Origin of the sequence: Cohnella sp. LGH (genome assembly GCF_017671885.1) — a bacterium.
In the GTDB taxonomy this organism is placed as follows: domain Bacteria; phylum Bacillota; class Bacilli; order Paenibacillales; family Paenibacillaceae; genus Cohnella; species Cohnella phaseoli.
The window spans coordinates 8134826-8158932 of sequence record NZ_CP072117.1; the positions used below are offsets into that span (position 1 = coordinate 8134826).

General features: G+C 53.9%; 20 protein-coding genes. 1 reads left to right on the forward strand and 19 read right to left on the reverse strand.

The window, feature by feature from the left end; translation table 11 throughout:
• Positions 1–470 precede the first annotated feature (470 nt).
• The 17 genes from J4772_RS33530 to J4772_RS33610 all read right to left on the reverse strand — a co-directional run bounded on the left by J4772_RS33530 (position 471) and on the right by J4772_RS33610 (position 21114).
• On the reverse strand, positions 471–4361 hold the full coding sequence (locus J4772_RS33530; RefSeq protein ID WP_209073199.1) for an S-layer homology domain-containing protein: 3891 nt from the start codon (positions 4359–4361) through the stop codon (positions 471–473).
• Positions 4362–4658: 297 nt separating this feature from the next.
• Positions 4659–5786, reverse strand: a complete 1128-nt coding sequence (locus tag J4772_RS33535; RefSeq protein ID WP_116060759.1) for a glycosyltransferase family 4 protein — start codon at positions 5784–5786, stop codon at positions 4659–4661.
• 137 nt (positions 5787–5923) lie between these two features.
• Positions 5924–6694: a WecB/TagA/CpsF family glycosyltransferase gene (locus tag J4772_RS33540; protein ID WP_209073200.1), complete on the reverse strand. Its 771-nt coding sequence runs from the start codon at positions 6692–6694 to the stop codon at positions 5924–5926.
• 80 nt (positions 6695–6774) lie between these two features.
• Positions 6775–7896, reverse strand: coding sequence for a polysaccharide pyruvyl transferase CsaB (gene csaB, locus J4772_RS33545; RefSeq protein ID WP_209073201.1), 1122 nt, complete (start codon positions 7894–7896; stop codon positions 6775–6777).
• Between the two features lie 476 nt (positions 7897–8372).
• Positions 8373–10445 carry a DUF5693 family protein gene (locus J4772_RS33550; RefSeq protein WP_209073202.1) on the reverse strand — a complete coding sequence of 691 codons (2073 nt, stop codon included), beginning with the start codon at positions 10443–10445 and terminating at the stop codon, positions 8373–8375.
• 45 nt (positions 10446–10490) lie between these two features.
• Complete coding sequence (locus J4772_RS33555; RefSeq protein WP_371822802.1) at positions 10491–12200, reverse strand: phospho-sugar mutase; 1710 nt, start codon at positions 12198–12200, stop codon at positions 10491–10493.
• An 18-nt stretch (positions 12201–12218) separates the two neighbouring features.
• Positions 12219–12656, reverse strand: coding sequence for a 3-hydroxyacyl-ACP dehydratase FabZ (fabZ, locus tag J4772_RS33560; RefSeq protein ID WP_209073203.1), 438 nt, complete (start codon positions 12654–12656; stop codon positions 12219–12221).
• A 171-nt stretch (positions 12657–12827) separates the two neighbouring features.
• Entirely contained in the window at positions 12828–13337 is a 510-nt protein-coding gene (locus J4772_RS33565; RefSeq protein ID WP_209073204.1) for a CDP-alcohol phosphatidyltransferase family protein, read from the reverse strand.
• A gap of 120 nt (positions 13338–13457) precedes the next feature.
• The gene (locus J4772_RS33570; RefSeq protein WP_209073205.1) at positions 13458–13691 is read right to left on the reverse strand and encodes a DNA-directed RNA polymerase subunit beta; all 234 of its coding nucleotides are present in this window, start codon (positions 13689–13691) and stop codon (positions 13458–13460) included.
• 63 nt (positions 13692–13754) lie between these two features.
• Positions 13755–14573 (reverse strand): flagellar hook-basal body protein, encoded by an 819-nt coding sequence (locus J4772_RS33575; RefSeq protein WP_116060687.1) that lies wholly within the window; start codon positions 14571–14573, stop codon positions 13755–13757.
• Between the two features lie 14 nt (positions 14574–14587).
• A complete protein-coding gene (locus J4772_RS33580; protein WP_209073206.1) occupies positions 14588–15451 on the reverse strand; it encodes a flagellar hook-basal body protein in 864 nt (287 codons plus the stop codon).
• Between the two features lie 63 nt (positions 15452–15514).
• Positions 15515–16513, reverse strand: a complete 999-nt coding sequence (gene mreB / locus J4772_RS33585) for a rod shape-determining protein MreB (RefSeq protein ID WP_305827809.1) — start codon at positions 16511–16513, stop codon at positions 15515–15517.
• Between the two features lie 103 nt (positions 16514–16616).
• Entirely contained in the window at positions 16617–16904 is a 288-nt protein-coding gene (gene spoIIID / locus J4772_RS33590) for a sporulation transcriptional regulator SpoIIID (protein ID WP_094047597.1), read from the reverse strand.
• 203 nt (positions 16905–17107) lie between these two features.
• Positions 17108–18241 carry an HD-GYP domain-containing protein gene (locus J4772_RS33595; RefSeq protein ID WP_209073208.1) on the reverse strand — a complete coding sequence of 378 codons (1134 nt, stop codon included), beginning with the start codon at positions 18239–18241 and terminating at the stop codon, positions 17108–17110.
• Positions 18242–18441: 200 nt separating this feature from the next.
• Positions 18442–19173 (reverse strand): M23 family metallopeptidase, encoded by a 732-nt coding sequence (locus J4772_RS33600; protein ID WP_116060691.1) that lies wholly within the window; start codon positions 19171–19173, stop codon positions 18442–18444.
• Between the two features lie 125 nt (positions 19174–19298).
• Positions 19299–20588 (reverse strand): stage II sporulation protein D, encoded by a 1290-nt coding sequence (spoIID, locus tag J4772_RS37235; protein ID WP_247741253.1) that lies wholly within the window; start codon positions 20586–20588, stop codon positions 19299–19301.
• Positions 20589–20886: 298 nt separating this feature from the next.
• Positions 20887–21114 carry a hypothetical protein gene (locus J4772_RS33610; protein WP_209073209.1) on the reverse strand — a complete coding sequence of 76 codons (228 nt, stop codon included), beginning with the start codon at positions 21112–21114 and terminating at the stop codon, positions 20887–20889.
• A 387-nt stretch (positions 21115–21501) separates the two neighbouring features.
• Between J4772_RS33610 and J4772_RS33615 the strand changes: the two genes are divergently transcribed.
• Positions 21502–22185, forward strand: coding sequence for a transposase (locus J4772_RS33615; protein WP_209073210.1), 684 nt, complete (start codon positions 21502–21504; stop codon positions 22183–22185).
• A gap of 52 nt (positions 22186–22237) precedes the next feature.
• Here J4772_RS33615 and murA read toward each other — a convergent pair whose 3' ends face one another.
• Positions 22238–23623, reverse strand: a complete 1386-nt coding sequence (murA, locus tag J4772_RS33620; protein WP_209073211.1) for a UDP-N-acetylglucosamine 1-carboxyvinyltransferase — start codon at positions 23621–23623, stop codon at positions 22238–22240.
• A gap of 203 nt (positions 23624–23826) precedes the next feature.
• On the reverse strand, positions 23827–24087 hold the full coding sequence (locus tag J4772_RS33625) for a DUF1146 family protein (RefSeq protein WP_116060695.1): 261 nt from the start codon (positions 24085–24087) through the stop codon (positions 23827–23829).
• Positions 24088–24107: the final 20 nt, after the last annotated feature.

The following is a 24107-nucleotide window of genomic DNA, read 5'->3' on the forward strand; positions in this document are numbered from 1 at the left end:
GCGTTTTCACCCCCTTCCTTGAGAAGAGCATTGTCTATAATTGATGTCTGACGGCATGTCTATTTTAGTAGATACATGTCGCAGAAACTTGAAACCTAGTAATTGTAGTGCCAGACAGGAAAAAAATGGGCAGGGTAAATTATGCCACTTTCTTCATTATACATGAGACGCTTGCCCAGCGTAAAGCACAATTTCATAGAGAGGATGCGAGTTTTAGTTCCTGAGTCCCTCTTGTTGCGACCCACATCTTTAAACGCATGGAATTCGGAAAAGTTGCGGTCGAATTCAAAAACCTCAAACATTTTTTGTTGCACTTGTGCGAATCAACCGTTTCGTTATGTACGCTTAATCGCTACTCTAGTATAGCTTGGCCTATGCTTTAAATCATTGTCAAATCTTTTCCTATAGAACCAAGATAGAGAAAGACAGAAGGGAGAACATGGCGTCCCCCTTCTGCATCTCGCAATCAGTTAGCTCAGGTTTTTAGGAAAGATACTCGTGCTCTTCTGCAAGAGCGCCACCGCGATCTTGCCCGCTTCCGCCCGCGTCATGTTGCCCCTCGGATTAAAGCTGTACACCGGCTTCTTCTCGCCCGGCAACGTCGTCGGGGAGCCTGTCATAATCTTGGCCTTGTTCACGGCGTCTATAGCCGGCCTTGCGTAATATTGAATTAATCCTGAGTCCACGAAAGACTTAGCAAGGTTAGCTTCAAGCTTCGTGTTGTTCACTGGCATCTTCAGCTTGAGCGCTCTTGCAATCATGACCGCAGCCTCTTGACGGGAGATTGGCATGCCCGGCCCGAAGAATCCTTCGTCCAGCCCTGTAACAATACCCGCTCTAGCTGCCGTCTCGATGTACTCGTAGCTCCATGTGTCGGTCTTCGTTCCCGGTCCAACATCGAAGAACGTTTGCGCGCCTTCCGCATTCATCGGAAGATTCAGGCCTTTAACGAGCAGCGTTGCGAATTCCCCGCGGTTGGTTGTATCGTTGGCGCCGAATTCGTCCGCGCGAACATTCTTCATTATACCTTTCGAATACAAAGCATTCAAAATGTTACGCGCCCAAGAATGGTTTGTAATGTCCGTAAACCCTTTGCGCAGCTTCACGACGCGATAGTAGCCGAAATCATCGAATGGCACCGAAATCGTGTGCTGTTTCGCATTGACTTCTCCGCCGATGTTCTCCCATTCGCCACGATCCGTGTAACGGAACACGGATACTGTATAGGAAGCTTCATCTACTACATTGTCGTCGAACTTAAGCGTGAGTTTGCCGCGGTTGGACGGCATGACCTTACGTTCTAATGGGTACTCCGTAAACCTTCCTTCAACGGAGTACGGAGCGAGCCCTCCCACAGCAGGTGCATAACCTACCTCTCCACGATTACCCAGTTCTCCGACTCCGCCGCTGATCCAGTATGTCGGAGAAATCGGTGTGAAATTAAACGTATTGCTGTTGTTGCTGAACCGTACCACCAAGTAGCTCGGAATAAAAATTGGGCTTAACCCTTGATTTGTTCTCTCGTCGTTATTGATATTAATAATATTCCCATAATCGTTCTTGCGTTCGACGACACCATCAGCAGGATCGGCGATGCCGAACAAAATGTTCGTATTGTTATACAGCTTAGTTATACCCGTCGCATTCGGTTTTGCTGCCTTCAGCACTGTTCCTTTAGGGAAAGTCAACTGCAGTTTTTTACTGAACACATCAAATTTGTTGGACATCTTCTGCATGTACTGCGTGTCTACCTGAACCGTACTCGAATAGTAGACTTGAACGGTGTAGTTCAGAGTTGTATCCGCTCGCTTAATCTGGATCTTGATTGGAGTAACCTTATCCGGCTTAAGTCCGATGAAATCATAAACGAATCGATTCGTCAGATCCTCGCGCTTAACGGCCTTCTCCTTCTCGATGATGACCTCCGATGCGCCTTCTGCTTCGATGTCAAAGTGAACGAAGTTTTTGTTGACGATAATCTGATCTCCGACAGTCGGCCGCGGCGATAGAATACGGAACGGCGACAGTTCACGCGTCACCTCTAAAACCTGGGTAGAACGCGCTCCTGTCTCATTAATCAACTCCAGCGTGTAGACATGGGAGCCCGGCGCTTCGAACACCATATTTCTGAGCCGAAGCATGAAATCCTTCTCTTCACCCGCAAAATCATATTTGAAAGCACCGGGAGCGCCTGTCTCAAGATCGGGATAATCCGCATCCACCGTACTTGTTCCCGCAGCAGTCACAGGAATGTTATGCGTGAAGATTAATTTCGATCCGCGCTTGATATTCAGAATTTTGGCGCCTGTACCCCGTAACACTAGATCGTATTTCGTTTCACTCGTCACATATTTGCCATCCTGCAACGAGAACTCTGGCGGGACAGTAAAGATGTTCGCCAGCTCTTGCTCCAGATAGTTCTCGACCTTAGGATGCTGAAACGCTTGCCGAGTATTGGTACTAAGGTTTGGCGAGAAGTTCTTGATAGTGGAGATATTCTCATCAATCAAGTAAATTCGAATTTCTTTAATAATCTCTTGCGATATTCCGGCGTTCTGGTTTACGCCTTTAATCAGAATCTTGTTCTCGCCAAATACAAGAGGACCAGCACCGCCGATATTCAGTGTCAACGTAAAATCCGGAAGCGCCCCACCTGGAGTGACCAGAGTTCCGTTTACGAAAAACTGAGGAGCAACAATAGATTGAAAGCCCATAAATTTCCCATTAACGGTAATACTATTGGTGTTCTTCGAATTGAACGTGTAGGTCTGACCGTCATATAGATTCGCTACATAAATGTAACTCTTCGAGGCGTAAGATACGTCAGCGATATACGTCGATGCCGAGCCCGCGTATTTGAATTGCACTTTCTGTTGGCCCACAGCGAAGTTCGTAACGTGATACACAATTAGCTTCTGGTCCGTACCCGTTGGCTGCGTTCCAGCAACCGCAACCGAAGGACCTGACGAGTTGAGGGGCAGATACGTTGCTCCCAGAGCCCCTGAAGGCACACTATCCGTTTCCACCAAAATATAGAAAGACGTATCTTCGACTTGAGCCCCATTCAAGGGCTCCTTGTCTGCGTCCGCAATGTCAGTGATCGTAGCCGGGTTATAGTTCGGCAAATATTGAATGCTTTTGATAACCGTATCATTCGGAACAAATCTGAATCGACCTTCGAACGATGTACTGAACGATTTGTAAGTTACATTCAATCGGACATTCTGAATCTGACTATACGCCGTGTTGCCCGAGTCAGTCTCGAATGCAAAAGGAGCCGTCGCTGAAGTTTTAAATGTCACAAGTCGATATTGCGGTGTAAATCCGTCACTGCCCGGAATAATAATCTCCGAACCAACGATATCCCCAATCGGAATTGTGGCGGATGTGCTGTTATTCAAAGTAAATGTGGCATGCCCACCAAAAGGGTCTGCATGATAAGGCACTAGCATTGTAACTTCGAGGGTTCCAGTCTCTCCTGGGACGGCAACCGGATTGCCGGTTGTCGATGTCGAAACTTGAGGCACCTGATTATAAATTGAATACATCGTCCCGCCATGGTTCAATTGAACCTCTGTAAACGGACTGTTGGCATCGAAGAAATACAAATCGCGGGTAATGTTTACTGTATTGGCACCATTCGTAATCGAAAGCTTTATGGTATTCAAGCCTGATTTAAGAGTGAGCGCAGGAGTAAATAATGTTCCTTCGTCGTACACGTAAGATACGATAGGGTTACCGCCGTTCAAGCTGATAGAGGCTTGGGTAGCATTGCGCACGACGCCCTGAATCGTGATCATCTGCACAGGAACTACAGCTCTCGCACCCTCATTAAGGTTAAAAGAGGTAGAGCCGCTGTTGACTTTAAGGCTCTCTACATACGGAATCTGGTCATACAAAACATAGAACGTATCGGAACGTTGAATTGTACCTTGGGTACCGGTAAATGTAATTCTGTTCATGCCCGGGAACAAAGTAAGATTAGCCGCCTTGAACTTATTGACGCTGTTCGGCTCCTCTTGCACGGAACCGGTCGTGAAACGTGTGCTGTCCGGCGCCCAAGTACCGTTCGACTGCAAATTCAATTGCTCGATCTTGACGTTCATCGAAGCAGCCGCGACATACGAGAACGTTCCCGTAATTGTCAGCGTGCCGGTTGTCGTTGTATAGGCGTTGTCCCTTGTCAGCAAATCAGGGGAACCTGCAACGTTGGTGACCCGCAAAGCAGTTCCCCTAATTACCGTATTGTCCGGGATAAAAAATTGAGCCGGATCTGCAGCGCTAGCCTGCTTAATTAACCCTGCCGGAACCAATGTCACGACAAGTACAAATGCCAATAGTGCCGATAATATTTTCCTCACTTATGCTCCTCCTTATGTATGGCTAGAACCGATAAGGTTCCGAATTAAAGATAGCGAACTCTAGCCCGAGATCCATTTGCAGTTAGAAGCCCCGTCCCTCCCCTTCTGGCGGCATTCGCCTGCAACGGCATGTTCTACCATTAGACGTCATGATTCCGCAAAAGTTCCGTACCTTTGTTATCGGGCATCTGACGGGAATATTTTAGATATACAGGCAAAAAAAAGACCTGATTGCATCTTCCTCATTTCCGAGGAAAGTGTCTTCAGGCCTTTGTCGTCACTATTTATAGATAAGATCTACTTCCGCGACCCCGTCTGAGGCTTCATCCGAATCCTCGCGAGAAAATCCAGAACCGGACGGCGGGTTTTGTCGACAATGCCGATGAGCTCCGCACCAATCTGCAACAGGAACACAAGCGCACAGATAACGATAAACGTAATCCAGTTGCCCAGACCCGTATTGGTGACGGACGATTGGACAACCGCACACGTACCAAAGAACGCTGCGATTGCATAGATGATCAGAACCGTTTTGCGGTGGCTGAAACCGAGCTGCTGCAGACAGTGGTGCAGGTGCCCTTTATCCGCTTCGAAAATCGGCTTGCCCTTCCGCCAGCGCCGAATGATCGCGAAGAACGTATCCGACAACGGTACGCCGATGATCAACAGAGGCGTTACGAACGACACGACCGTGATCTGCTTAAAACCGAGCATCGACAGCGTCGCCAGCGCAAAGCCGAGGAACAGCGCCCCGGAATCGCCCATGAAAATTTTCGCCGGGTGGAAGTTGAAGAACAAGAAGCCCCCGATGCTGCCAAGCAGCAGCGCCCCCAGCAGAATAACCGCTTCGTTGCTCATAATAATGCCCATCACGAGGATCGTGGCGATGGCGATGCCCGATACTCCGGCGGCTAGCCCATCCAGGCCGTCAATCAGGTTGATTGCGTTCGTGACGCCCACAATCCAGACAATTGTCAAAGCCACGCTGAACCATTCCCCGAGCGGCTGCATTGCCGAACCGAACGGAATGTTCAACAGGTTGATCTTAACTCCGAAGCCGAACACAACGATGCAAGCCGCGCCGATCTGCACGAGCAGCTTCAGCTTGGCGTTTAAGTCGTATTTATCGTCGAGCGCGCCCAGCAGCACGATCAATGTGCCGCCAACGAGCAGCGCGCTAATAAGATTGCGGTCGTATGCGCTCAGGTAACCGTCCGGCACCCAAGGCAGGATACAGAGCAAGCCGATGGTGAAAGCTGCGTAAATCCCTACGCCTCCAAGGCGAGGCATCGTTCTAGTATGGACCTTGCGATGATTCGGCTCGTCGATTGCTCCGACGCGGTAAGCCAGCTTCTTGACTAGCGGCGTCAATACCAATGCTAAAATCATTGCCGCAACGAATGAAATAAGTGCGATTCCTAGCATCCAACCGGACAATATCCACAACTCCCTTTTTTTCTGTACCGAAATGAATTATACTCCGGCCACAAGAAATTCAACAAGGTGGTCAATTCGTCGTTTTCAGCCGTTTTTCATGAATTAAGCGATTTTCACGAATGCTTTCATCGCGGATTGCCCGCTTTCAGGACTTTATCTCCGTCTTTAATCACTTTAAGCGCAAATCGAGGCAGCACCAGCATCCTCCCGAACCGCGAAGGCTCCTGCAGCAGCCGATACAACCATTCCATCCCCGCCTTGCGGAAAATGAGCGGCGCTCGCTTGAGCTTGCCCGACACCACGTCGAAGCTGCCCCCAACTCCCATAACGACAGGTACTCCCAGCTGAGCCTGATACTTTTCGATCCACGGCTCCTGATTCATTGTGGACCGGGCGACGAACAGCATGTCCGGATTCGCCTCGCGAATCGCGGCCACGACCTCTTCATCCTCATCATCCTTGAAATACCCATCTCGGCAACCCACGAAACGCACCCCGGGAAACTGCAAACTCAGCTTCTCCTTCGCCGCTTCGATCACTTCCTTCGTTGCTCCCAGAAGATAGGCGCTCCAACTGCGCACGCTCCCTTCCTTCAGAAGCTCGTGCATCAGATCAAAGCCGGGTACCCGCTCCTTAACCGGCTCGTTAAGCCTGCGGGCAGCCCAGACGACTCCGGAGCCATCGGGAACGACGAGATCCGCCGTAGCGAGCGTCCGATGAAAGTCGGGATTTTCCAATCCGACCATCAGCATGATCGGGTTGCCGGTAATGACTCGATGAGGCGTCTTCGTCTCAATCGCATTTGCCAAATAATTGACCGTCTCTTGCATATTCATTTTCGAGAAGGGTACGCCGTACAAGGAAACCGTAGCAAACGCCTTCGTCTTCGCATTCATTAAAGGTCAACTCCAACTGATCAGACTGTCGTCTCATCTCTCAGGACTCGTTGTCCCCCGAATCGACGTTAGCCTACATATTATTTACGTATGAAAGCGATAATTTGTTGCGCGGGTTTGGCAGCTTCTTCCTTAAGCCGTTTAATCGAGCTCATTTTTTCGCTTTTCCACGCCTCCGGATCCCCCAACAGCGCTGCTGCCCTCTCGGCCGCAGCTTGAGCGTCCAGCGATTCCGTCGTTCCAATCGCTTTCTCGCCCAGACGCTGCAGAAATTGATCGATCTTCGGATCGTATGAAATGCCGAGCAGCGGCACCTCCCGATTCGCCGCATAAATCAGCGAATGGAGCCGCATCCCGATGAGCAGCGCGCATCGGCCCACCTCCCGCAGCATCTGCTGCGGGTCGTCGTGCGCCGGGGCCAACTCGAGCTCCCGCTCGGAGTATGCCCCCGTGCGCGCCAGCCGTTCCATCACGTAGCGGGACGAATCCTCGTCCGCGCCGCGATGGAACGGCAGGAAGCGCAGCCGCGCCCGCACGCCGAGCGCGGCCAGCGCTTCAAGCGCCGCAGCCGCGCGGTCCAGGTCCGCGCGGTCGCTGCGCCAAAACCTGACGGACACGCCCACCACGGGCAGCGTGTCCACAACATCGGCGCCGCCCGTCTCGTCGGCGCCAAGCCCTCCCGGTGGCAAGCCCATCACCGGGTCGGGCACAACCGCCACGCGGGACGCGGGCACGCCATAGCCGCGCAGCAGCGCGGCCGACTCCTCGTCCCGCACAGACACGTATTGCGCGCGCTTGAACGCTCGCCCAATAAACGGCTTGAACATCGCCCGATTCACGGGCCCGATGCCCTGCGCATATACAAAAACCGGCTTGCCGCACCAGCGGGCAATTTCCATAATCCCTAAATAATACGGAATGGAGCCCATCCCAGTTGCATCCTGCAGCAAACTCCCTCCGCCGCTGATCAGCCCGTCGCTCGCCTTAAGCGCCCGCCGGACCTCGGCCAGCTTCATTCGCGGAACGGCTTCGACGCCGTACTGCCGGCTTGTCCATTCCGGGTCCCCCGACAGTACGATTGGCTCCACTCTTACTCCAGCCGCGTCCGCAGCCTCTTCCAGCGCGGTCAGAATGCTTTTCAGCACCGCCTCGTCACCGCTGTTCTTAAACCCATAATACCCCGACAGCACAAGACGATACATTTTCTTCTCCTGTCCGATTGCCCTCCGCCTCCGTCGCTACCTTATCTCTATAGATACCCGTAGGATGCGCTAAAGCGCCGTTTCCTACATCACGCCATTTCTGCGTTAAACCGATTTCTTGCTCCAATGCCCCGACATTCTTGTTTTTCTTTTGCTTAACTAATGCCTTTGTTTATCTTGTTCTGTACTTATCTTGTTCTGGTACTTATCTTGTTCTGGTACTTATCTTGTTCTGTACTAATCTTCGCTTTACTCGCCGGCACCTTACTTATCTAATGCCGCACTCCTCTTGCGCCTTACTGTATCTTGCATCCTACTTATACAGTAACGTTACACCATACCCGCAGCCCATTTCCACAAAAAATTTTTCATTTTTCTCACAGAGCTTCAGTTTAGCCGACTTCTTACGACAAGAGGAGCCCGATTAGACTCGGGCCCCTCTTCCTTTTCAATATCGCCACAGGGCTAAACATTGACTATTGCCCCGCATCTCCCAATACCTTTTTACCCCAACGCTGCCACAGACGTTCCAGCACCTGCCACACTGCAATTGCGACGAATCCCAGCAGCAGGCCGATTCCCAGTCCGAGCAGCACGCGAATAAACGATAACAGCAGCGGCGTATGAATATGAGCGAACGTATCCACCATCGACAACTGCGCGATCGTGCCTACGACCAGCAGCACCATGCCCCAACGATAGCGAAGCGCGATAAAAATGCCGGCAAAGAACAGCGGATGACCGAACATAAACTCCTTGATCCGCGGTCGCACGCCAAACGTATTTTCCATCAGCGAGCGGAATTCCTTCTCGATGCCCGTCACCTGTCCGCTATTGCCCGTACGGGACAAATAATAATAGCCCACCACAGCAAGTACGCCTACGCCTGCAATCCACAGCACCGTGAGCGGCATAGACAGGATCTTCCTGGCATTGCCGATTACCGTATTGCCGGAGCCGTACAAGAAGACGTACAGCGCCACAAGTCCGATAGGCACAAGATGCAGCGCGCTAACGCCGCGGAATTGCTGCAGCACCAGACTGTAGGAGATATGGTTGAGCAGCGCGACAACGAAAGGCACAGCCGCCAACGACAAAATCGTCGTTCTGACGAATAGCAGCAGCGCTCCGCCCAGTCTGTGCAGCGACGACATCTCCCGATCCTCCGCGCTGTCGCGGAGCACTCGAATGCGCTTGACGAGCAGGACGACAGCCGCCGTCGGAGCGGCAATCCCCGCCATCAAAGCTAGCGCCTGCACCATCAACGTCGGGCTAAGCACATACAGTCCTGCTCCTCCGACCGCCCCCGCGACCAGAGAAGGAACGAGCAGCGACGGCAGGAACAGACCGATCGTCAGCGCTACAAGCGCAATTGCGCCGAGCATTGCAACTCCGCGCAGCGCCATTTCGGCAGGAGCATGCTCAATCTGGAACGCCTTCGGAGATCCGATCTCGAAGCCGAAATCGTGCAATTGCTTCACGACGCCAACGCTGACCGTATTGCCGTCATCGTCTTTCTCGCCTTTCAGCACGTCCACGATATTTTGCAGCGGATGCGTCACTTGCCCTTTGGTCGAATCGCGAACCGTAATCGCGTTTAGATAGAGCAAACGAATGTTGCGATCCTTAACCGCCAGCACAAGCCTGTCTTCCAGCACGGGCTTTTTGATCACCGACATTTCCGCCTCGCTGACGGAATGCGCGCGAATCGCATTGTAACCGAGCAGATTGGCCAGCTTGGACATCCCTTTCTGCGGGATGCGCAAGTTTTCGAAAATTGCCACTCCGATTCCATGTTCCTTCAGTTCTCCGGCGAAAAACGTAATGCCCTTGTGTTTCTCGTCGTCATCCGCAAACCCGGTAACGGCCTCGCCGTCGAATACGATGCGGTCGATTCCAAGCTCCTGATAGCTATCGAGCCATCTGGCCACTTCCGTCTGATCGAACGGGTCAAAACGGTCGGACAGCCTCGGAATAACGAGGAAGCCGGCTTCGCTCAGCGACTTGATCGCAAGCGGATTCGGCTGCATCGGCCGCAGGATTGCATCATCGTAGCCCATGCTTATACGCACGCCGGCTTGTCCCTTAACGGACCAGCTTGTCACTTCCGCCCCATGGTGCCGGAACGCCCACTCCATGATCGGACGGAACGTCGCTTCATGCTCCGGACGGTTAAACACGACGTACGTGCCATTGTCATCAGGAGGAGAGACGCGACCTTCGAGCAGCGCGGCTTGCGTAGCGTTGTACACGTTCACCTCGCCCGCCCAGCTCAGCTCCTCCAGCGTGCTCTCGAACACGACCATTCCGTTGACTCCGGCATCCTTCAGCAGTCCAATCTGCTCCTCCACAAAACGCCGAGGGTCGACCTGCGTATTCGAAACCTGCAGCAAGTCACGATAATCCATGACGATTGCGACCTCATTGGCGGTCTGCTCGGTCTGCTCCCTTGCGTAGACGACCGGCAGCGACGCTATGACGCCGAGCAGCACGACCCACCAGAGCCATTTCGCCATTATTGTATTCAATCTATTCACCCATTGAGGCACAAACAGTCACTCCTTAAAGGTAATTCAAAAATTCCGCTTTTGATCTTATCCTAACGAATCGACGCGCGCCATCACGGAAGCCGCCAGCTTCTGCAGAGAAGCGGACGCTTCCCCGAGGCCCTGACCGCGTACCGCAAAATAAACTTTGATCTTCGGCTCCGTGCCCGAAGGACGAAGGCAGAACCACGAATTGTCCTCCAGCAGGAACTTCAGCACGTTCTCGGCCGGCAGTCCGTCCAGGCCCTGCGAGTAATCGAGCATCTGCGATACGCGAACGCCCGCAATCTCCTGCGGAGGAGCGTTGCGCCAGTCGTTCATGATCGCGCCGATCTTCTCCACGCCGTCCTTGCCTTTAAGCGTGCGCGATTCCAGCTTCTCCAAATACGTGCCGTATTGCGCGTACAGCTCCAGCAGCACGTCGTACAGCGTCTTGCCTTGGGACTTATAATAAGCGGCCGCCTCGCTAATCAACAAGGAAGCGACTACCGCATCCTTGTCCCGCGCATAAGTTCCCGTTAAGTACCCATAGCTTTCCTCGTATCCGAAAAGAAACTCATGTGAGCCGTCCTTTTCGAACTTCGTCATCAGCTCTCCGATATATTTGAAGCCCGTCAGCGTGCTGAACACCTTACAGCCGTAAGAAGCGGCAATGTCGGCCCCCATCTCGCTCGTCACGATCGTCTTGATGACCGCTCCGTTTGCGGGCAGCTTGTCCTTGGCTTTCAAAACAGACAATAAATAATGAACCATAAGTGCGCCAGACTGATTGCCCGTTAGCACGACGAATTCGCCCTTGTCGTTCTTCACGACTGCGCCCATCCGGTCGCAATCCGGGTCCGTACCGATAATGAGATCGGTTCCGACCTCTCCCGCCAGCTTAATCGCCAGCGTAAAAGCCTCCTGCTCTTCCGGGTTCGGCGATTTGACCGTCGGGAACATGCCGTCCGGCTGCTCCTGCTCGCGCACGACGCTTACCTTGGTGAAGCCGGTCTGCGCCAGTACGCGCTGAATCGGCACGTTGCCCGCGCCGTGCAGCGGCGTGAACACGATGCCCAGCTCCGCTCCGGCTCCGCCGCGAATTAGCTCAGGCTGCACGACCTGCGCCGCCACCGCATCGACAAAACGCTGATCCGCCGCATCGTCCAGCCAGACGAGCAGCCCTTGGGCCTCTGCTTCCTCGCGGGACAATCTCTTCACCTGATCGAACGAAGCGATCGCCCGAATCTCGCCAATCACCTGTTCCGCTTGATCGGGAATCAACTGACCGCCGTCCGCGCCGTATACTTTATATCCGTTATATTCCGGCGGGTTATGACTGGCCGTGACGACTACGCCGCCCGTCGCGCCAAGATCGCGGACCGCAAACGACAGCTGCGGAGTCGGACGCAAGGAACGAAACAAATAAGTACGAATTCCGTTGGCCGCCAGTACACATGCCGCTTCCAACGAGAAGACATCGGAATTGTGACGAGAGTCGTGCGCAATGACGACCGAAGGGGACGAGGATTGTCCGAGCAGGAAGTTCGCGAAGCCTTGCGTCGCCTTGCCGATCACGTAACGATTCATCCGGTTCGTTCCGGCTCCCATAACGCCGCGCAGCCCGCCGGTGCCGAATTCCAGCTCCCGGTAGAAACGATCCTCGATTTCCCCGGCTTGTCCGGCAATGCCTCTGAGCTCCTCTTTCGTCTGCTCATCGATGTTGACGTCTTTTAACCATCCCTCATATAATTCCAATGGATTAATTGCGGACATCATACCCCATCCTTTCTATAATTAGCCTTTAGACGGATCGGACAGCGCGAACATCAGCTCTCCCTCGGCCGCGATTTTGTCGCCTACGCGAGCGACGCCGCGTCCTTTGCCGATCGGCCCTTTCAGGCGCGTTACTTCGAGCTCCAGTATCAGCGTATCTCCCGGCTTAACCTGCTCGCGGAAACGGAATCCGTCGATGCCGGCGAAAAAGCCCAGCTTGCCCCGGTTCTCCTCCAAAGCCAGCATAGCCACCGTACCGACTTGAGCCAGCGCTTCGACGATCAGCACTCCCGGCATAACCGGATAAACCGGAAAATGCCCGACAAAATACGGTTCGTTCATCGTCACGTTTTTGAGACCGACCGCTCTCTTGCCCGGCTCAAGCTCCAAAATCCGGTCAACGAGCAGAAAAGGCGGGCGATGCGGGATCAATTCCTGAATTTGTACGATATCGAGCATGGGCTATTCCTCCTGAATATTCGAGTTTCTTACGCATAAGCCTTCGCCTGGCGGCGAATAATACAGGCATCCCTCCGGCGAGCTGCAGCAGCCGAGGTTGATATAGGCTGCCCGCTGTCGCTTGGCGATGTCCAATCCGACGGCGGGTTTCTTGGGTTTCTTGCGCGCGCCTCAGGACACTCCGTTTATTTTTCTGAATTTCATAAAATAAATGAACGAAGCGATGAACGACAGCGCAATTCCTCCCCACAGTACCGGGACGCCTCCCGGCAGCTCTAGCATCAGCAGCGTAATCGCAAGATAGTAAATAATCGTTGTCGCCTTGCCTACTCCATTTGCCGGAACCGTCTTAAAACCGCGGAAATAAAAAACAGCCGAGCCGACGATCATCCCCAGCTCCCGGAAAGCCATCGCGATAAAGGCGCTTAAAGGAAGCACGCTCTTAATCAGCAGCGAGAGAATGACGGACAGCATCATCAACTTGTCGGCCAACGGGTCCAGCATGCTGCCTGTGACGGTAACTTGTCCGTTCTTCCGGGCGAGATAGCCGTCGAGAAAATCGGTAAATCCGGCCAGCAGCAGCGTGAGCAGCGCCGCGAGCGCATAGCCTTCGAAGTACAGCACCAAAAAAACGGGAATTAGCACGAAGCGGGACATCGTAAGCAGATTTGGCACGTTCATTCCCGCGTTCCTCCCGTCTCTCTCAAGTTCCCCATCATTATAACGCTCACCTCTACAAATGAAAACTCCCCGAGCTATAGCCGGGGAGCTGCAGTCCCGGTTGCAAAGCGCAGACTCGCGTCAGCCGCCTTCCGCGAACACGAGATCATACATATGCTTCCAGGTTTTAATGTCGAATACTTCCGATACAGGCTTATCCCCAAGGACGGAAAATCCGATTGCGAGTCCGACGATAAGCGCGGCAACGCATAGAACCGGTATAATCAATAACTTTATGCTCATCCAAACGACCCGGGCAATTATCCTGCCAATGGAAGGTTTGCTCTTGCCGTTTGAACGGGAAGGTGCTTTCATGAAATGTCGTCTCCTTCGACGAGCAACGGCGCGGCTGTCAGGCCGCTTTCAATCCGCTTCGCATTAAGCGCGCAGGTTGTTTGCCATCCCCATCATCTGTTCGCTGGAGGACAACGCCCTGGCGCTAAGCTGGTACGCGCGTTGCACCATCATTAAATCGCTCATCTCGTCCGCCATATTCACGTTGGATTGCTCTATGAAGCCTTGGCGAACCGCAATGCCGGCCGCGTTGATATCGCCGGGCTCCCGAACGACGCCGTTCGGATCGACTCCGTCCGGAATGCCGTACAGATTGTCGGCCAGCGTCCGCAGCAGCTCGGCGTTGGTGAGCTCCACCACTTTCAGCCGGCCCAGTCCGACCGACGCAATGCCGTCGGCAGCCACCGCTGTCAGCGTGCCGTCTGCAGCGATCTGCAGATCGTAGCCGTTCGGTACGCGAACCGGTTGATTCCCGGCTCCGATAACCTGCTGGCCGGTATTCGTTACCAGAACCCGCTGGTCCTGCCCGTCGGGAAGCAGTTGGAACGGGCCGTGCCGCGTAAACGCGCGAGCCCCGTCAACGGTCTGAACCTCGAATAAACCGTTGCCCTCGATCGCAACGTCCGTCATGATGCCGGTTTCCAGAAGGGACCCTTGAGTCATATCCGTATGGATCTGCATCAGCCGCGTTCCCCAGCCTTCGACGAGACCGAGCGGAGATTTTCTTCCCGGCTGGTTGAAATCGTTCAACTGGTTATTGACGCTCGTCAAAATGTCCTCGAAAACGGCCGTCTTGCGTTTGTAGCCAGCCGTATTGACGTTAGCGAAGTTGTCGGCGAGCATGTCCAGCTTCTGCTGCAGCGACCCCATCGATACGGATGCGGTAATCATGGAAGTGTTCATTCAGCTTGCTCCTCCTACACTCTGCCAATTTCGTTAACGGCTTTGTCCAAGCTGCGGTCATATGTCTGAATGACCTTCTGATTCGCCTCGTACGCTCTAAGGGCGGCCATCAGATCGATAGCGGCCTGCGTCGTGTCCACGTTGGAGCGTTCCAGGAAGCCTTGCCGCACCTCGACTTGGTCCCCCGCTTCGATCTGACGCAGGCCGTTCGCTTCACCTGCATAGCGGAAGCGGCCGTCGCCTTCGCGAACGAGCAGATTCGGATTGTCCACACGCATAATGCGAAGCTGCGGATTGCCCGGAAGCGTCCCGCGAGTCTCGGCATTTACGAGCCGCCCGTCCGCCGTTACGGCGATATTCTCCCACGACTGTCCCAAAACGATCGGCTGTCCGTCCGCTCCCGTCACCGGGTACCCGTCCGACGTGACCAATGTGCCGTCCTGCGTAGTCTTAAAGCTGCCGTCGCGGGTATAGCGCTCCTGTCCCGCAACGTTCACGGCGAAGAACGCCTGAGGCTGATACGTAATTTGCCCGTTCGCGTCCACGGACTTGCCGGATGCGTCGAAGTTGACGCCGTCCACAAAAATATCCGATACGAGCGCCAAATCCTGATTCCGGTAGGTTTCCTTAAGGTCGCCCTGCGCCATGCTCAGCAGATTCTCCTCGGAGAATACGCCCATGCTCATCTTGCCTACCTTGTTAGCAGACGGGTCCGATCCGCCCATCGCGTAGACGAGCGCTTCCGGAAACGTGCGATTGACCGCATTGCCGCCCTTGAAGCCGACCGTATTGATATTTGCAATGTTGTTCGTGATCACGTCGTGCCGCCGCTGCTGGGCGATCATTCCCGATGCGGCCGTATAGAGCCCTCTTAACATGGAGCCTGTCCTCCTTGCGTATGCTGGATCCGGTTGCTTGCATCCTCCAGGGCGCTATTAAGCTTACCCTAGCCTGCGGGTCATCTTATCCAAATGATCGAGCATAATTCCGGTGCCCTTCACGACGCAATGCTTGGGCTCCTCCGCGATCAGCACCGGAACCTTGATCTCTTCCGCGAGCAGCGCGTCCAGTCCGTCCAGCAGCGCGCCGCCTCCGGTCAGAATGACTCCGCGGTCGATAATATCCGCGGACAGCTCCGGAGGCGTACGCTCCAGCACCGTTTTGGTCGATGCGACAATCGACATGATCGGCTCCCACAGCGCTTCTCGAACCTCGTCCGAATAGATCGTAACGGTGAGCGGCAGACCGGATACCATATCCCTGCCGCGGATATCCATCTCTTCCCGGCGGCCGTTCATATACACGGTGCCGATCTTGATCTTGATATCCTCGCTCGTCCGTTCGCCGATCAACAGCTTATACTTGTTCTTTATGTATCTCATAATCGCGGCGTCGAACTTGTCCCCCGCGACTTTAAGAGAAGAGGCGGTTACGACGTCGCCCATGGATAGAACAGCGACATCCGTCGTACCTCCGCCTATGTCGACTACCATATTGCCGCTGGGCTGGAAAATATCCATCCCCGCTCCGATCGCGGCCGCCTTCGCTTCCTCTTCGAGGAACACTTCTTTAGCGCCGCTTCTCTCTGCCGCTTCCCGAATCGCCTTCTGCTCCACCGACGTAATGTTCGTAGGGGCGCAGATCAGAATGCGGGGCCTGCTGTACCAATTTTTTGCCCCGACCCGTTGGATAAACGCCTTCAGCATCATATCCGTCACTTCGAAGTCGGCAATGACGCCATCCTTAAGAGGCCGAATAGCAACGATATTTCCCGGTGTACGTCCAACCATCCGATGGGCTTCTTCTCCCACCGCTACTACCTTGCGCGTATCGGTTTCCAGCGCAACCACGGAAGGCTCGTCGAGTACGACTCCCCTGCCTTTTACATGAATGGATACGTTCGCCGTACCCAGGTCGATGCCGATGTCTTTGCTAAACATGCGTCTTTTATCCCTCGCCAAAATGGAGTGTCGATATTGTAATAGTATAATATTCGATGCATGCGCGGCAAATCCTTCTTTTCATTCGACATCATTAGCAAAATTATGCTTTTCCGGCTGTCATAACCTCCCGTTTCTTGACGGTCGTCTTCTTGTACTTGATTTTAGTCGCTTCTCCTCCTCTAAGGTGCCGGATCGACTTATGATACTCAAGGATGTGCTTGACCTGGTCAGCCAAATCCGGGTTGATCTCCGGCAGCCGCTCTGTCAGGTCTTTATGCACCGTGCTTTTGGAGACGCCGAATTCCTTGGCAATCGTACGAACCGTATTGCGCGTCTCCACAATGCAGCGGCCAATCTTGATCGTGCGTTCCTTGATATAATCGTGCACGCTCCCGCCTCCCTGCTGAAATAGATTGGTACAGTATATGAGGGGCGCGGTCACTTATTCTAGATTGCCAAGCCTGACAGGCTAGGAAAGTCCCTTTTTTGACGGAAAATATGGGTCTGACGGCCGAAAAGCTGAATCTTAAGCCCTATAAAAAAAGACGAAGGGGGACTTCCCCTCTCCGTCTTTGGGACATGTAGGTATGGTTAATTGTCAGCTTTGCCAACAATTACGACATTCGTATGGGACTGCAATTCCAACGTATAGGGAACAATGATGTCCCTTCCGTCGCTCTCGCGGAACACTTGGACTTGCGGTCTTTGAATCGGGCGGCCGGACGTCTCCACAACCGTCGCAAGCTGCCCGCTGCTCAGCTTCACCCTGGTCGAGACCGGATAGATAATGACATGACTGAGGAACGAGCGGATTAGCTCCCAATCGAAATCGTAATTGCCCGAAGCAGACAAATATTCAATCGCCTCCGCCGGTCCATAAGCGTTCCGGTGATGCCGCGGAGAGCCCAATGCGTTATACACGTCCGCGATTGCAACGATCTGCGCATATTCCGGAATTTTATCGTTCGTCATGCCGAGCGGGTAACCCGAGCCGCGATAACGTTCGTGATGCAGCAGGGCGCACTGCGCGGAAAGCGAAGGAATCTCCTTCATCCCCTTCAATACCCGGTAGCCTTCGCTCGTGTGCTGACGCAAAATCTGCTGCTCCGACTCGTTTAATTTCCGATTCACTTTAGTAAAATCCACGGGCAGCCTCGTCATGCCGATATCGCAAAACAATGCGCCCGTCGCCAGCTCGTACATCTGCGACTTGTCCAACCCGCGCGAGATTCCCATAATGCTCGAGCATAACGTCACGTTTAATGCATGCTCGAATAATATCCGATCCGTCTGCAGCAGAATGCCCAATTCCTCCGCAAGCGCAGGCTGCCGCGAAATCTCCATAACGATATCGCGAAAGGTCTGACGAAAATTCGCCTCCGGAAACGGCAGGACGATCTGCTCCATCATCAAACCGCGGTTTACGAACTCGCCGATGATCCTCCCCGCTTCCTTGCGGGGCCTGTCGTCATTTTTCATTGCCGCGATGTCGGGACGTTCCCACGCTGCAATCATGGCTTCGCCGCGCTTCCTGACTAGCTCCCCGCCGGTTTGGCCGGACCCGTTGGATAAATGCACGTATTTGATTCTGAGCGCCTTCAGCCTCTCGATATAGTGCTCCGTAAGCACGGAGCCCGCCTCCAGCATAACGATGCCGCTATGGTTCAACACCGCTTTCTCCAGCACGTCGCCAGGTTTCAGTTCCGCGGTAGCCACGATCCTCATCCTTGTACTCCCCTTCGAATCATCGGATTTCTGCCATCGTTTCTCTACCCTCTCGCTATTGCAAAATTATCACATATCCGCCCGTTTCTTGTCGAGAACTCTTCCCGTAAAAACAAACAGAGGATCAAGACCGGCTTGCGCCAATCTCAATCCTCCGCCTATAGCCATTCCTACTTCAGTCTAGCATTTTTGCTGCGCGATTATTTCTCCGACTTGATCAACGCGTTCGGGTTGACGGATACGCCGTTCTCCCGAACTTCGAAGTGAACGTGAGCGCCCTCGCCCGGCTCAAGCTCGCTGTGGCCCGCCGCTCCGATGGCATCTCCTTGCTCAACTTCGTCTCCGGCTTTCACTTTCAGATCCGTGAGGCTTTGATAGACGGTCACCAACCCGTTCGGGTGCTCGATTTGCACCTCATAGCCGTTGGTCGGCGATTGGGAAGCGACTTTGACCGTACCGCTCAATGCCGCCAGAACATCGAACGACTCTCCGTCTTGACGGGATAAGTCGGTCGCCATATGCGGCGTGAACGTGTTCTGGTACTCGACCATGGCGGCTACGCGCTCTTCCTCGGATGCCGCAGCATCATAGAAAGGCATCAGCGTAGTCATGTCTTCGATCTTCTCTACCGGCCAGCGAAGCGATTCTCCATTTGCGAGAACGGCTGACGCTTCCGGACTTTCCTGACCGCTAGTGGCGGCTTCGCTCGCGACTTCTGCTTGACCGGGAATGGCTGGATCTTGCTGATCCTTGCCCGTGTTCAGCCAGAGAATCGTTACGATAATTGCTGCCGCGGCCATGTACGCTGCAGGGAAAACCCAGCGCTTGGAGAGAAATTTCTTCCATCCGGTAGGCCTGACAGCTGGAGACGTGCCCGCAATCGACTTGTGGGATTCTTCGATTTTGCGTGGCGTTTTGTTTCCTTCATTCATGATTATCATCACCTCAGTAAGCCATTGTTACCAGGTGAAGAAGTTTTATACCTGATTTCTTTGGAAGATTACAATTTTTAGAGCTCTACCTTGTCTATAGACGTTTACTGGCCGCAATCGCAAGCTTAGAAGCTTGCTAGCTTGGCCCCTTTATAATAGTGTGCCAGAATATGCGATGCGTCATCCCCGGCCCGCGCCATCCCTTCCGCTCCCCATTGGCTCATTCCTACGCCGTGACCGTATCCATAGACGGTCAGCACCGCCATGCCGCGCTCTGCCTTCCATTCGAAGGAAGCCGAGCGCAACCCTAGCAGCTGCCTAACCTCCGTCCCTTTAAGCCGCTTATCCCCGGCCAACAGCGTTTTCACCCTTCGTCCCGCCGTCCGTTCCAACACCCGAATAAGATCCGTCGATAAAGCCCCTCCTGCCGCCGGAGCCGTTTTTACCCCCAGCAGCTCGTAAAACTCCGACAGCTCCATCTCCACCGTCTGTTTTGCTCTATCGGAAATCGCTTGATCCCATGGACTCTCCACAGATCTCAAGTACGGTCGTCTGACCGAAAACACATCCTCCGAATTTTCCGTATACCCGTTGCTTGTCGAGAAGAAAAGGGCTTCAATCGGCTCGCCCTCATATACGAGAATTCGGCCTTTCGTAGCGGCCACGGCGTCCCGAACCTTCTCCCATCCCTCTCTGTCGTCCTCCTTCAACCGCTTCATCTCCGTCAAGGACAAATAAGCCTGATGCTCCTGGGTATCCGTCACATCCGCTTCCTTTGCGTCGCTTCCCGCATGCTCGCCCAGCCACAGCCTACGAATCGCATACGTCCTCGCCGCCACCGCCTGCGCTTCAAGCGCTGCCGGACGGAACATCAGCGGCATCTCCGCCGCCACCACTCCCTCTACATACGTCTCGAGCGGCACCGTCTCTACCTTTCCCTCCTTCGTCAAAAATACAGAGATACTAGGCAACGCCTCCCGCCGCCCCTCCCCGCCTTCCCGATCGAGAACGAAAGCGCCGCCAGCGCCCCCAGCCCCGCTATTTCCGCCAGTCCCGTCAGCCCCACTTCCCGTCCTTTCCCGACTCTGGGCCTCCCCTTTCTCTAAAGCCGAACCTTCTCCTTCTCCTTCTGCTTTTGCTTCTGCTTCTGCTTTTGCTTCTGCTTCTGCTTCTGCTTCTGCTTCTGCTTCTGCTTCTCCCCCTACCTTCTCTACTGCCTGCCCTTTGACCTCTCCCTTCTCTACCGCCCTACTTTCCTCCACTTGTTGAAAAGCTTGTCCCATCGCACTGCCGGCACCGCTATGAATCGACGCCCACATTAAGATCGCGATTATAACCCCCAATCCATATGCCACGCTGATAACCGTCCAAGAAACTTCCCCCGCGCGCGCCCGGCCTCTCCGTCCGTATGCCATTTTTCTCACTCGTCCACCTCCGCCCGGTCGTGCTTCGTCACGTCGAACTCTCGGCTCTCCGCTATCAACCGATGCTTCCAAACTATGCGAGAGTGCGAGAGGGTAGAACTTCGGTCTTGGCCTCGACCTCGCCCCCAGCCTCAGCCTAGGTCTGCCTCCTATTACCTATCCGGAGCTTCCTCAGCATATTTATGAAGTTTCTAGCGTCCTTGCTTCGGTGCAAATTCAATGTCTCTCCTTTTCGCCTCACCTGAGTGATCTGCAGATACCCGAAATCCGCACCTGCCCCTCCTCAATCTCATCTCTCGCCCCTCTCCGAACTCCTTCCCACACCTCTCACCTTACCTTCTCCTGCGCCTCTTTCATTCTCATCCCTTGCCCTTTCTCCGAACTCCTCTCTCACACTTCTCACCTTACATTCTCCTGACCCTCCCCTAATCTCATCCCTTGCCCTTTCTCCGAACTCCTCTCTCCCTGCTCTCACCAACCCCTTTCCCGCGCTCCCTGCGCCTTCATTCAATCTCATCTCTTACCCCCTCAGAACTCTTCCACACCTCTCATCTTACCTTCTCCTGCCCCCTCCAATCTCATCTCCTGCACTCCTCCCTCAAATCTCTCCTCCACTCCTCCTTATTCCTCCTCTACACCGCTCCCCTTCCTGGCCTTCTCTTTATCTCATCTCGTGTACTCCTCTCTGAACACCCGTTGCTCCCCTCTCACCACCCCCCCTCCGATTCCCGCCTCTTCTATCTGCCATTCACTCAGGTAAGCCAAATTCGAGACACATTGTCACGCAACAAAAGCAAATATAAGGAAATTTTCTAGATTGTTTAAAATAAATGTTGAAATAGGAACAAATGTTCGTTAAAATAAAGAAAAGAACACCCGTTCCCACCGGGGTAAGGAGGAAAAAATGGCGTCCATTCGTAAGTTTATGGCGTTGTTTCCGGACGAGCAGTCTTGTCGCAACCATTTGTTTGCCGTTCGCTGGCCGAGGGGATTTATTTGCACCAAGTGCGGAGAGATGCGGTACTGTTTGATCAAAACCCGGAACGTCTACGAATGCGCCAATTGCAAAACGCAAACCTCCATTACATCCAATACGCTGATGCATCGCACGAAGCTGCCTTTGCGCTATTGGATGGTCGCCCTCTATTGGTTCGCTTCAGGCCAGCGCTGCTCCGCCCGCAGACTCGCCCGGACGCTGCAAATTCAACAGCGGACGGCAGAGAGGCTGCTCCTTAAGATTCGGCATGCCATGCATAGATCCGAGCGCACGCCAATGCTTGATTTCTGGAACCGCGAGAAACGAACAGCCCAAGAGCCGATCGTGCGTCGAGCCTTGCTGATGTTGTACAGGAAGTCCCGCGCCTTCATTCGCAAGTATTACGGGCGGCGTGTATCCAAATGGAATCGGCTATATTATTACTACGAGTATCGATTCCGCAGCAACAACGCCCACAACGCAGTAGCAGCGCTTAGCAAGCTGATTATCAGCGCATGCACAACGATCTACACACTCAACGAATACGGGATGCTGCGCGAAAACAAAAAACAGCCCCCGAACCAAACTGTCCAGGGGCGTTGCTTTCAATAACGGCTAAGTATAAGAACGCGTTCATCCATGCGTTTCCCGAAACGCGGCCAAATTAAGCCAACGTCGGTTGTATGTTGCGGATAACCACTTCCGCCGACGCCGCGGCGCGCTGTTCGAACTGCTTCATCAAGTTGTCCGGCTGCAGAGCCGCTTTTTCCGATTCCTTAATGACATCTTCAGGGGAAGGCGCGCGATAAATTTCCGCTCCCAGCCCTGCCAGCTTGTTAACGATATTCACATAACCGCGCTCAATATGGTGCAGACCGCCAACCTCAGTGTTGCCGTCTGCCGCCAATGCGGCGCAAATCAGAGCCGCGCCGGCCCGAAGATCCGTCGCGCACACGCTAGCTCCAGAGAGCTTCGTGCCGCCCGTAACAATCGCCGTGCGTCCGTCCACTTTAATTTCGGCGCCCATCTTGATCAGCTCGTCGACATGCATGAAGCGGTTTTCGAATACCGTTTCCGTCACGATACTCGTGCCGTCCGCAACCAGCAGAAGCGTCATCATCTGAGCCTGCATATCGGTCGGGAAGCCCGGGTAAGGCAAAGTTTTCACATCAACGGCCCGAAGCGGCTTCAACGCGCATACTCGTATGCCGTTCTCGTCGCACTCGACTTGAACGCCCATTTCTTCCAGCTTGGCGATGATCGGACCAAGGTGATCGCGAATCGCTCCGTCTACATACACGTCTCCGCCCGTAATCGCAGCGGCGATCATATACGTACCGGCCTCAACCCGATCGGGAATAACCTGGTGCTCGGCCGCATGAAGCCGTTCCACGCCTTCAATGCGAATAACGCCGGTGCCGGCGCCGCGAACTTTAGCCCCCATCGCATTCAAGAAGTTGGCAAGATCCACGATTTCCGGTTCTTTGGCCGCATTTTCTATAATCGTCGTTCCGACCGCAGTCGCTGCCGCCATCATAATATTCTCAGTAGCGCCAACGCTTGCGATATCCAGATAAATTCTTGCCCCGCGCAATTTTCCGTTTACAGTTGCTTCGATGGAGCCTTGGCCGAAGCCGATTTCCGCTCCCATCGCTTCGAAGCCCTTCAGATGTTGGTCGATCGGACGCGTGCCGATGGCGCAGCCGCCAGGCAACGATATCCGCACCTTGCCCACGCGAGCCAACAACGGCCCCATGACCAAGAACGAAGCGCGCATTTTTCTGACCAGCTCATAAGGCGCTTCCCACGAAGTTAGCGACTCCGCGTTCAGTTTTACGCTATCGTCTTGATGCTGCGCGTAAACCCCCAAAGCCGCGAGCACCTGAAGGATATTAGTGACATCGTCCAAGGCGGGAACGTCATGAATGACGCTTGATCCTTGCTCCGCCAACAAAGAAGCGGCCAGGATCGGAAGGACGGAATTTTTAGCGCCGTGCACGCGGACAGTTCCCTTCAGGGTACGTCCGCCGCGGACGATGATTTTGCTCATGGGTGGTTCCCTCCGCGCGTAATAGATTCATTCCGAAGCACTGGCAAATATACCCGACTCCGAAAAACCCAAATTTTATCATACCACTTTCAGCAACATTGACACAAGCGGCATTTTTTGGGGCAATCAGCCGTCATTCGACTTCTTTCGAGCTCAAATGAACGAATGCTTGGGTTTGTATATTATTGCCCAATCATAAGGAACTAACCGCCGCCAAATAGCCATTTAAGGGTACCTACCCAACTCCAATAATCCAACACGAACCGGGAAACGAGATGCCCCAGCCCGATCGCAGCCAGCAAGTGCAGCATTCGAACCTTCGGCCCGCGCGGATCTCGCGCAATTTTATCCCATCTGATTTCCTGCAGAACGATCCAGGCGATGACAACGCAGCCCAAAGTGACAAATATTGAAAACAGCCCGTTCCATCCCGCCAACTCGAACAACCCTGAATCATTCCCCATAACCTGCTCCTTCCGCCCTA

What these genes read in the sequence shown, in the direction of transcription:
- J4772_RS33595 (WP_209073208.1), bottom strand. Translation starts at nt 18,241, where the DNA reads ATGAGGATCGTGGCTACCGCGGAACTGAAACCTGGCGACGTGCTGGAG.
- csaB (WP_209073201.1), bottom strand. Translation starts at nt 7,896, where the DNA reads ATGTATCGTCTTGTGCTGTCGGGGTATTATGGGTTTAAGAACAGCGGT.
- J4772_RS33570 (WP_209073205.1), bottom strand. Translation starts at nt 13,691, where the DNA reads ATGAAAGCACCTTCCCGTTCAAACGGCAAGAGCAAACCTTCCATTGGC.
- spoIID (WP_247741253.1), bottom strand. Translation starts at nt 20,588, where the DNA reads ATGGCATACGGACGGAGAGGCCGGGCGCGCGCGGGGGAAGTTTCTTGG.
- J4772_RS33565 (WP_209073204.1), bottom strand. Translation starts at nt 13,337, where the DNA reads ATGAACGTGCCAAATCTGCTTACGATGTCCCGCTTCGTGCTAATTCCC.
- fabZ (WP_209073203.1), bottom strand. Translation starts at nt 12,656, where the DNA reads ATGCTCGATATCGTACAAATTCAGGAATTGATCCCGCATCGCCCGCCT.
- murA (WP_209073211.1), bottom strand. Translation starts at nt 23,623, where the DNA reads ATGAGCAAAATCATCGTCCGCGGCGGACGTACCCTGAAGGGAACTGTC.
- J4772_RS33580 (WP_209073206.1), bottom strand. Translation starts at nt 15,451, where the DNA reads ATGTTAAGAGGGCTCTATACGGCCGCATCGGGAATGATCGCCCAGCAG.
- J4772_RS33555 (WP_371822802.1), bottom strand. Translation starts at nt 12,200, where the DNA reads ATGATGTCCGCAATTAATCCATTGGAATTATATGAGGGATGGTTAAAA.
- J4772_RS33540 (WP_209073200.1), bottom strand. Translation starts at nt 6,694, where the DNA reads ATGAATGCGAAGACGAAGGCGTTTGCTACGGTTTCCTTGTACGGCGTA.
- J4772_RS33625 (WP_116060695.1), bottom strand. Translation starts at nt 24,087, where the DNA reads ATGGGGAATGATTCAGGGTTGTTCGAGTTGGCGGGATGGAACGGGCTG.
- mreB (WP_305827809.1), bottom strand. Translation starts at nt 16,513, where the DNA reads ATGTTTAGCAAAGACATCGGCATCGACCTGGGTACGGCGAACGTATCC.
- J4772_RS33575 (WP_116060687.1), bottom strand. Translation starts at nt 14,573, where the DNA reads ATGAACACTTCCATGATTACCGCATCCGTATCGATGGGGTCGCTGCAG.
- J4772_RS33610 (WP_209073209.1), bottom strand. Translation starts at nt 21,114, where the DNA reads ATGAGATTGAATGAAGGCGCAGGGAGCGCGGGAAAGGGGTTGGTGAGA.
- J4772_RS33600 (WP_116060691.1), bottom strand. Translation starts at nt 19,173, where the DNA reads ATGAATGAAGGAAACAAAACGCCACGCAAAATCGAAGAATCCCACAAG.
- J4772_RS33615 (WP_209073210.1), top strand. Translation starts at nt 21,502, where the DNA reads ATGGCGTCCATTCGTAAGTTTATGGCGTTGTTTCCGGACGAGCAGTCT.
- J4772_RS33535 (WP_116060759.1), bottom strand. Translation starts at nt 5,786, where the DNA reads ATGCTAGGAATCGCACTTATTTCATTCGTTGCGGCAATGATTTTAGCA.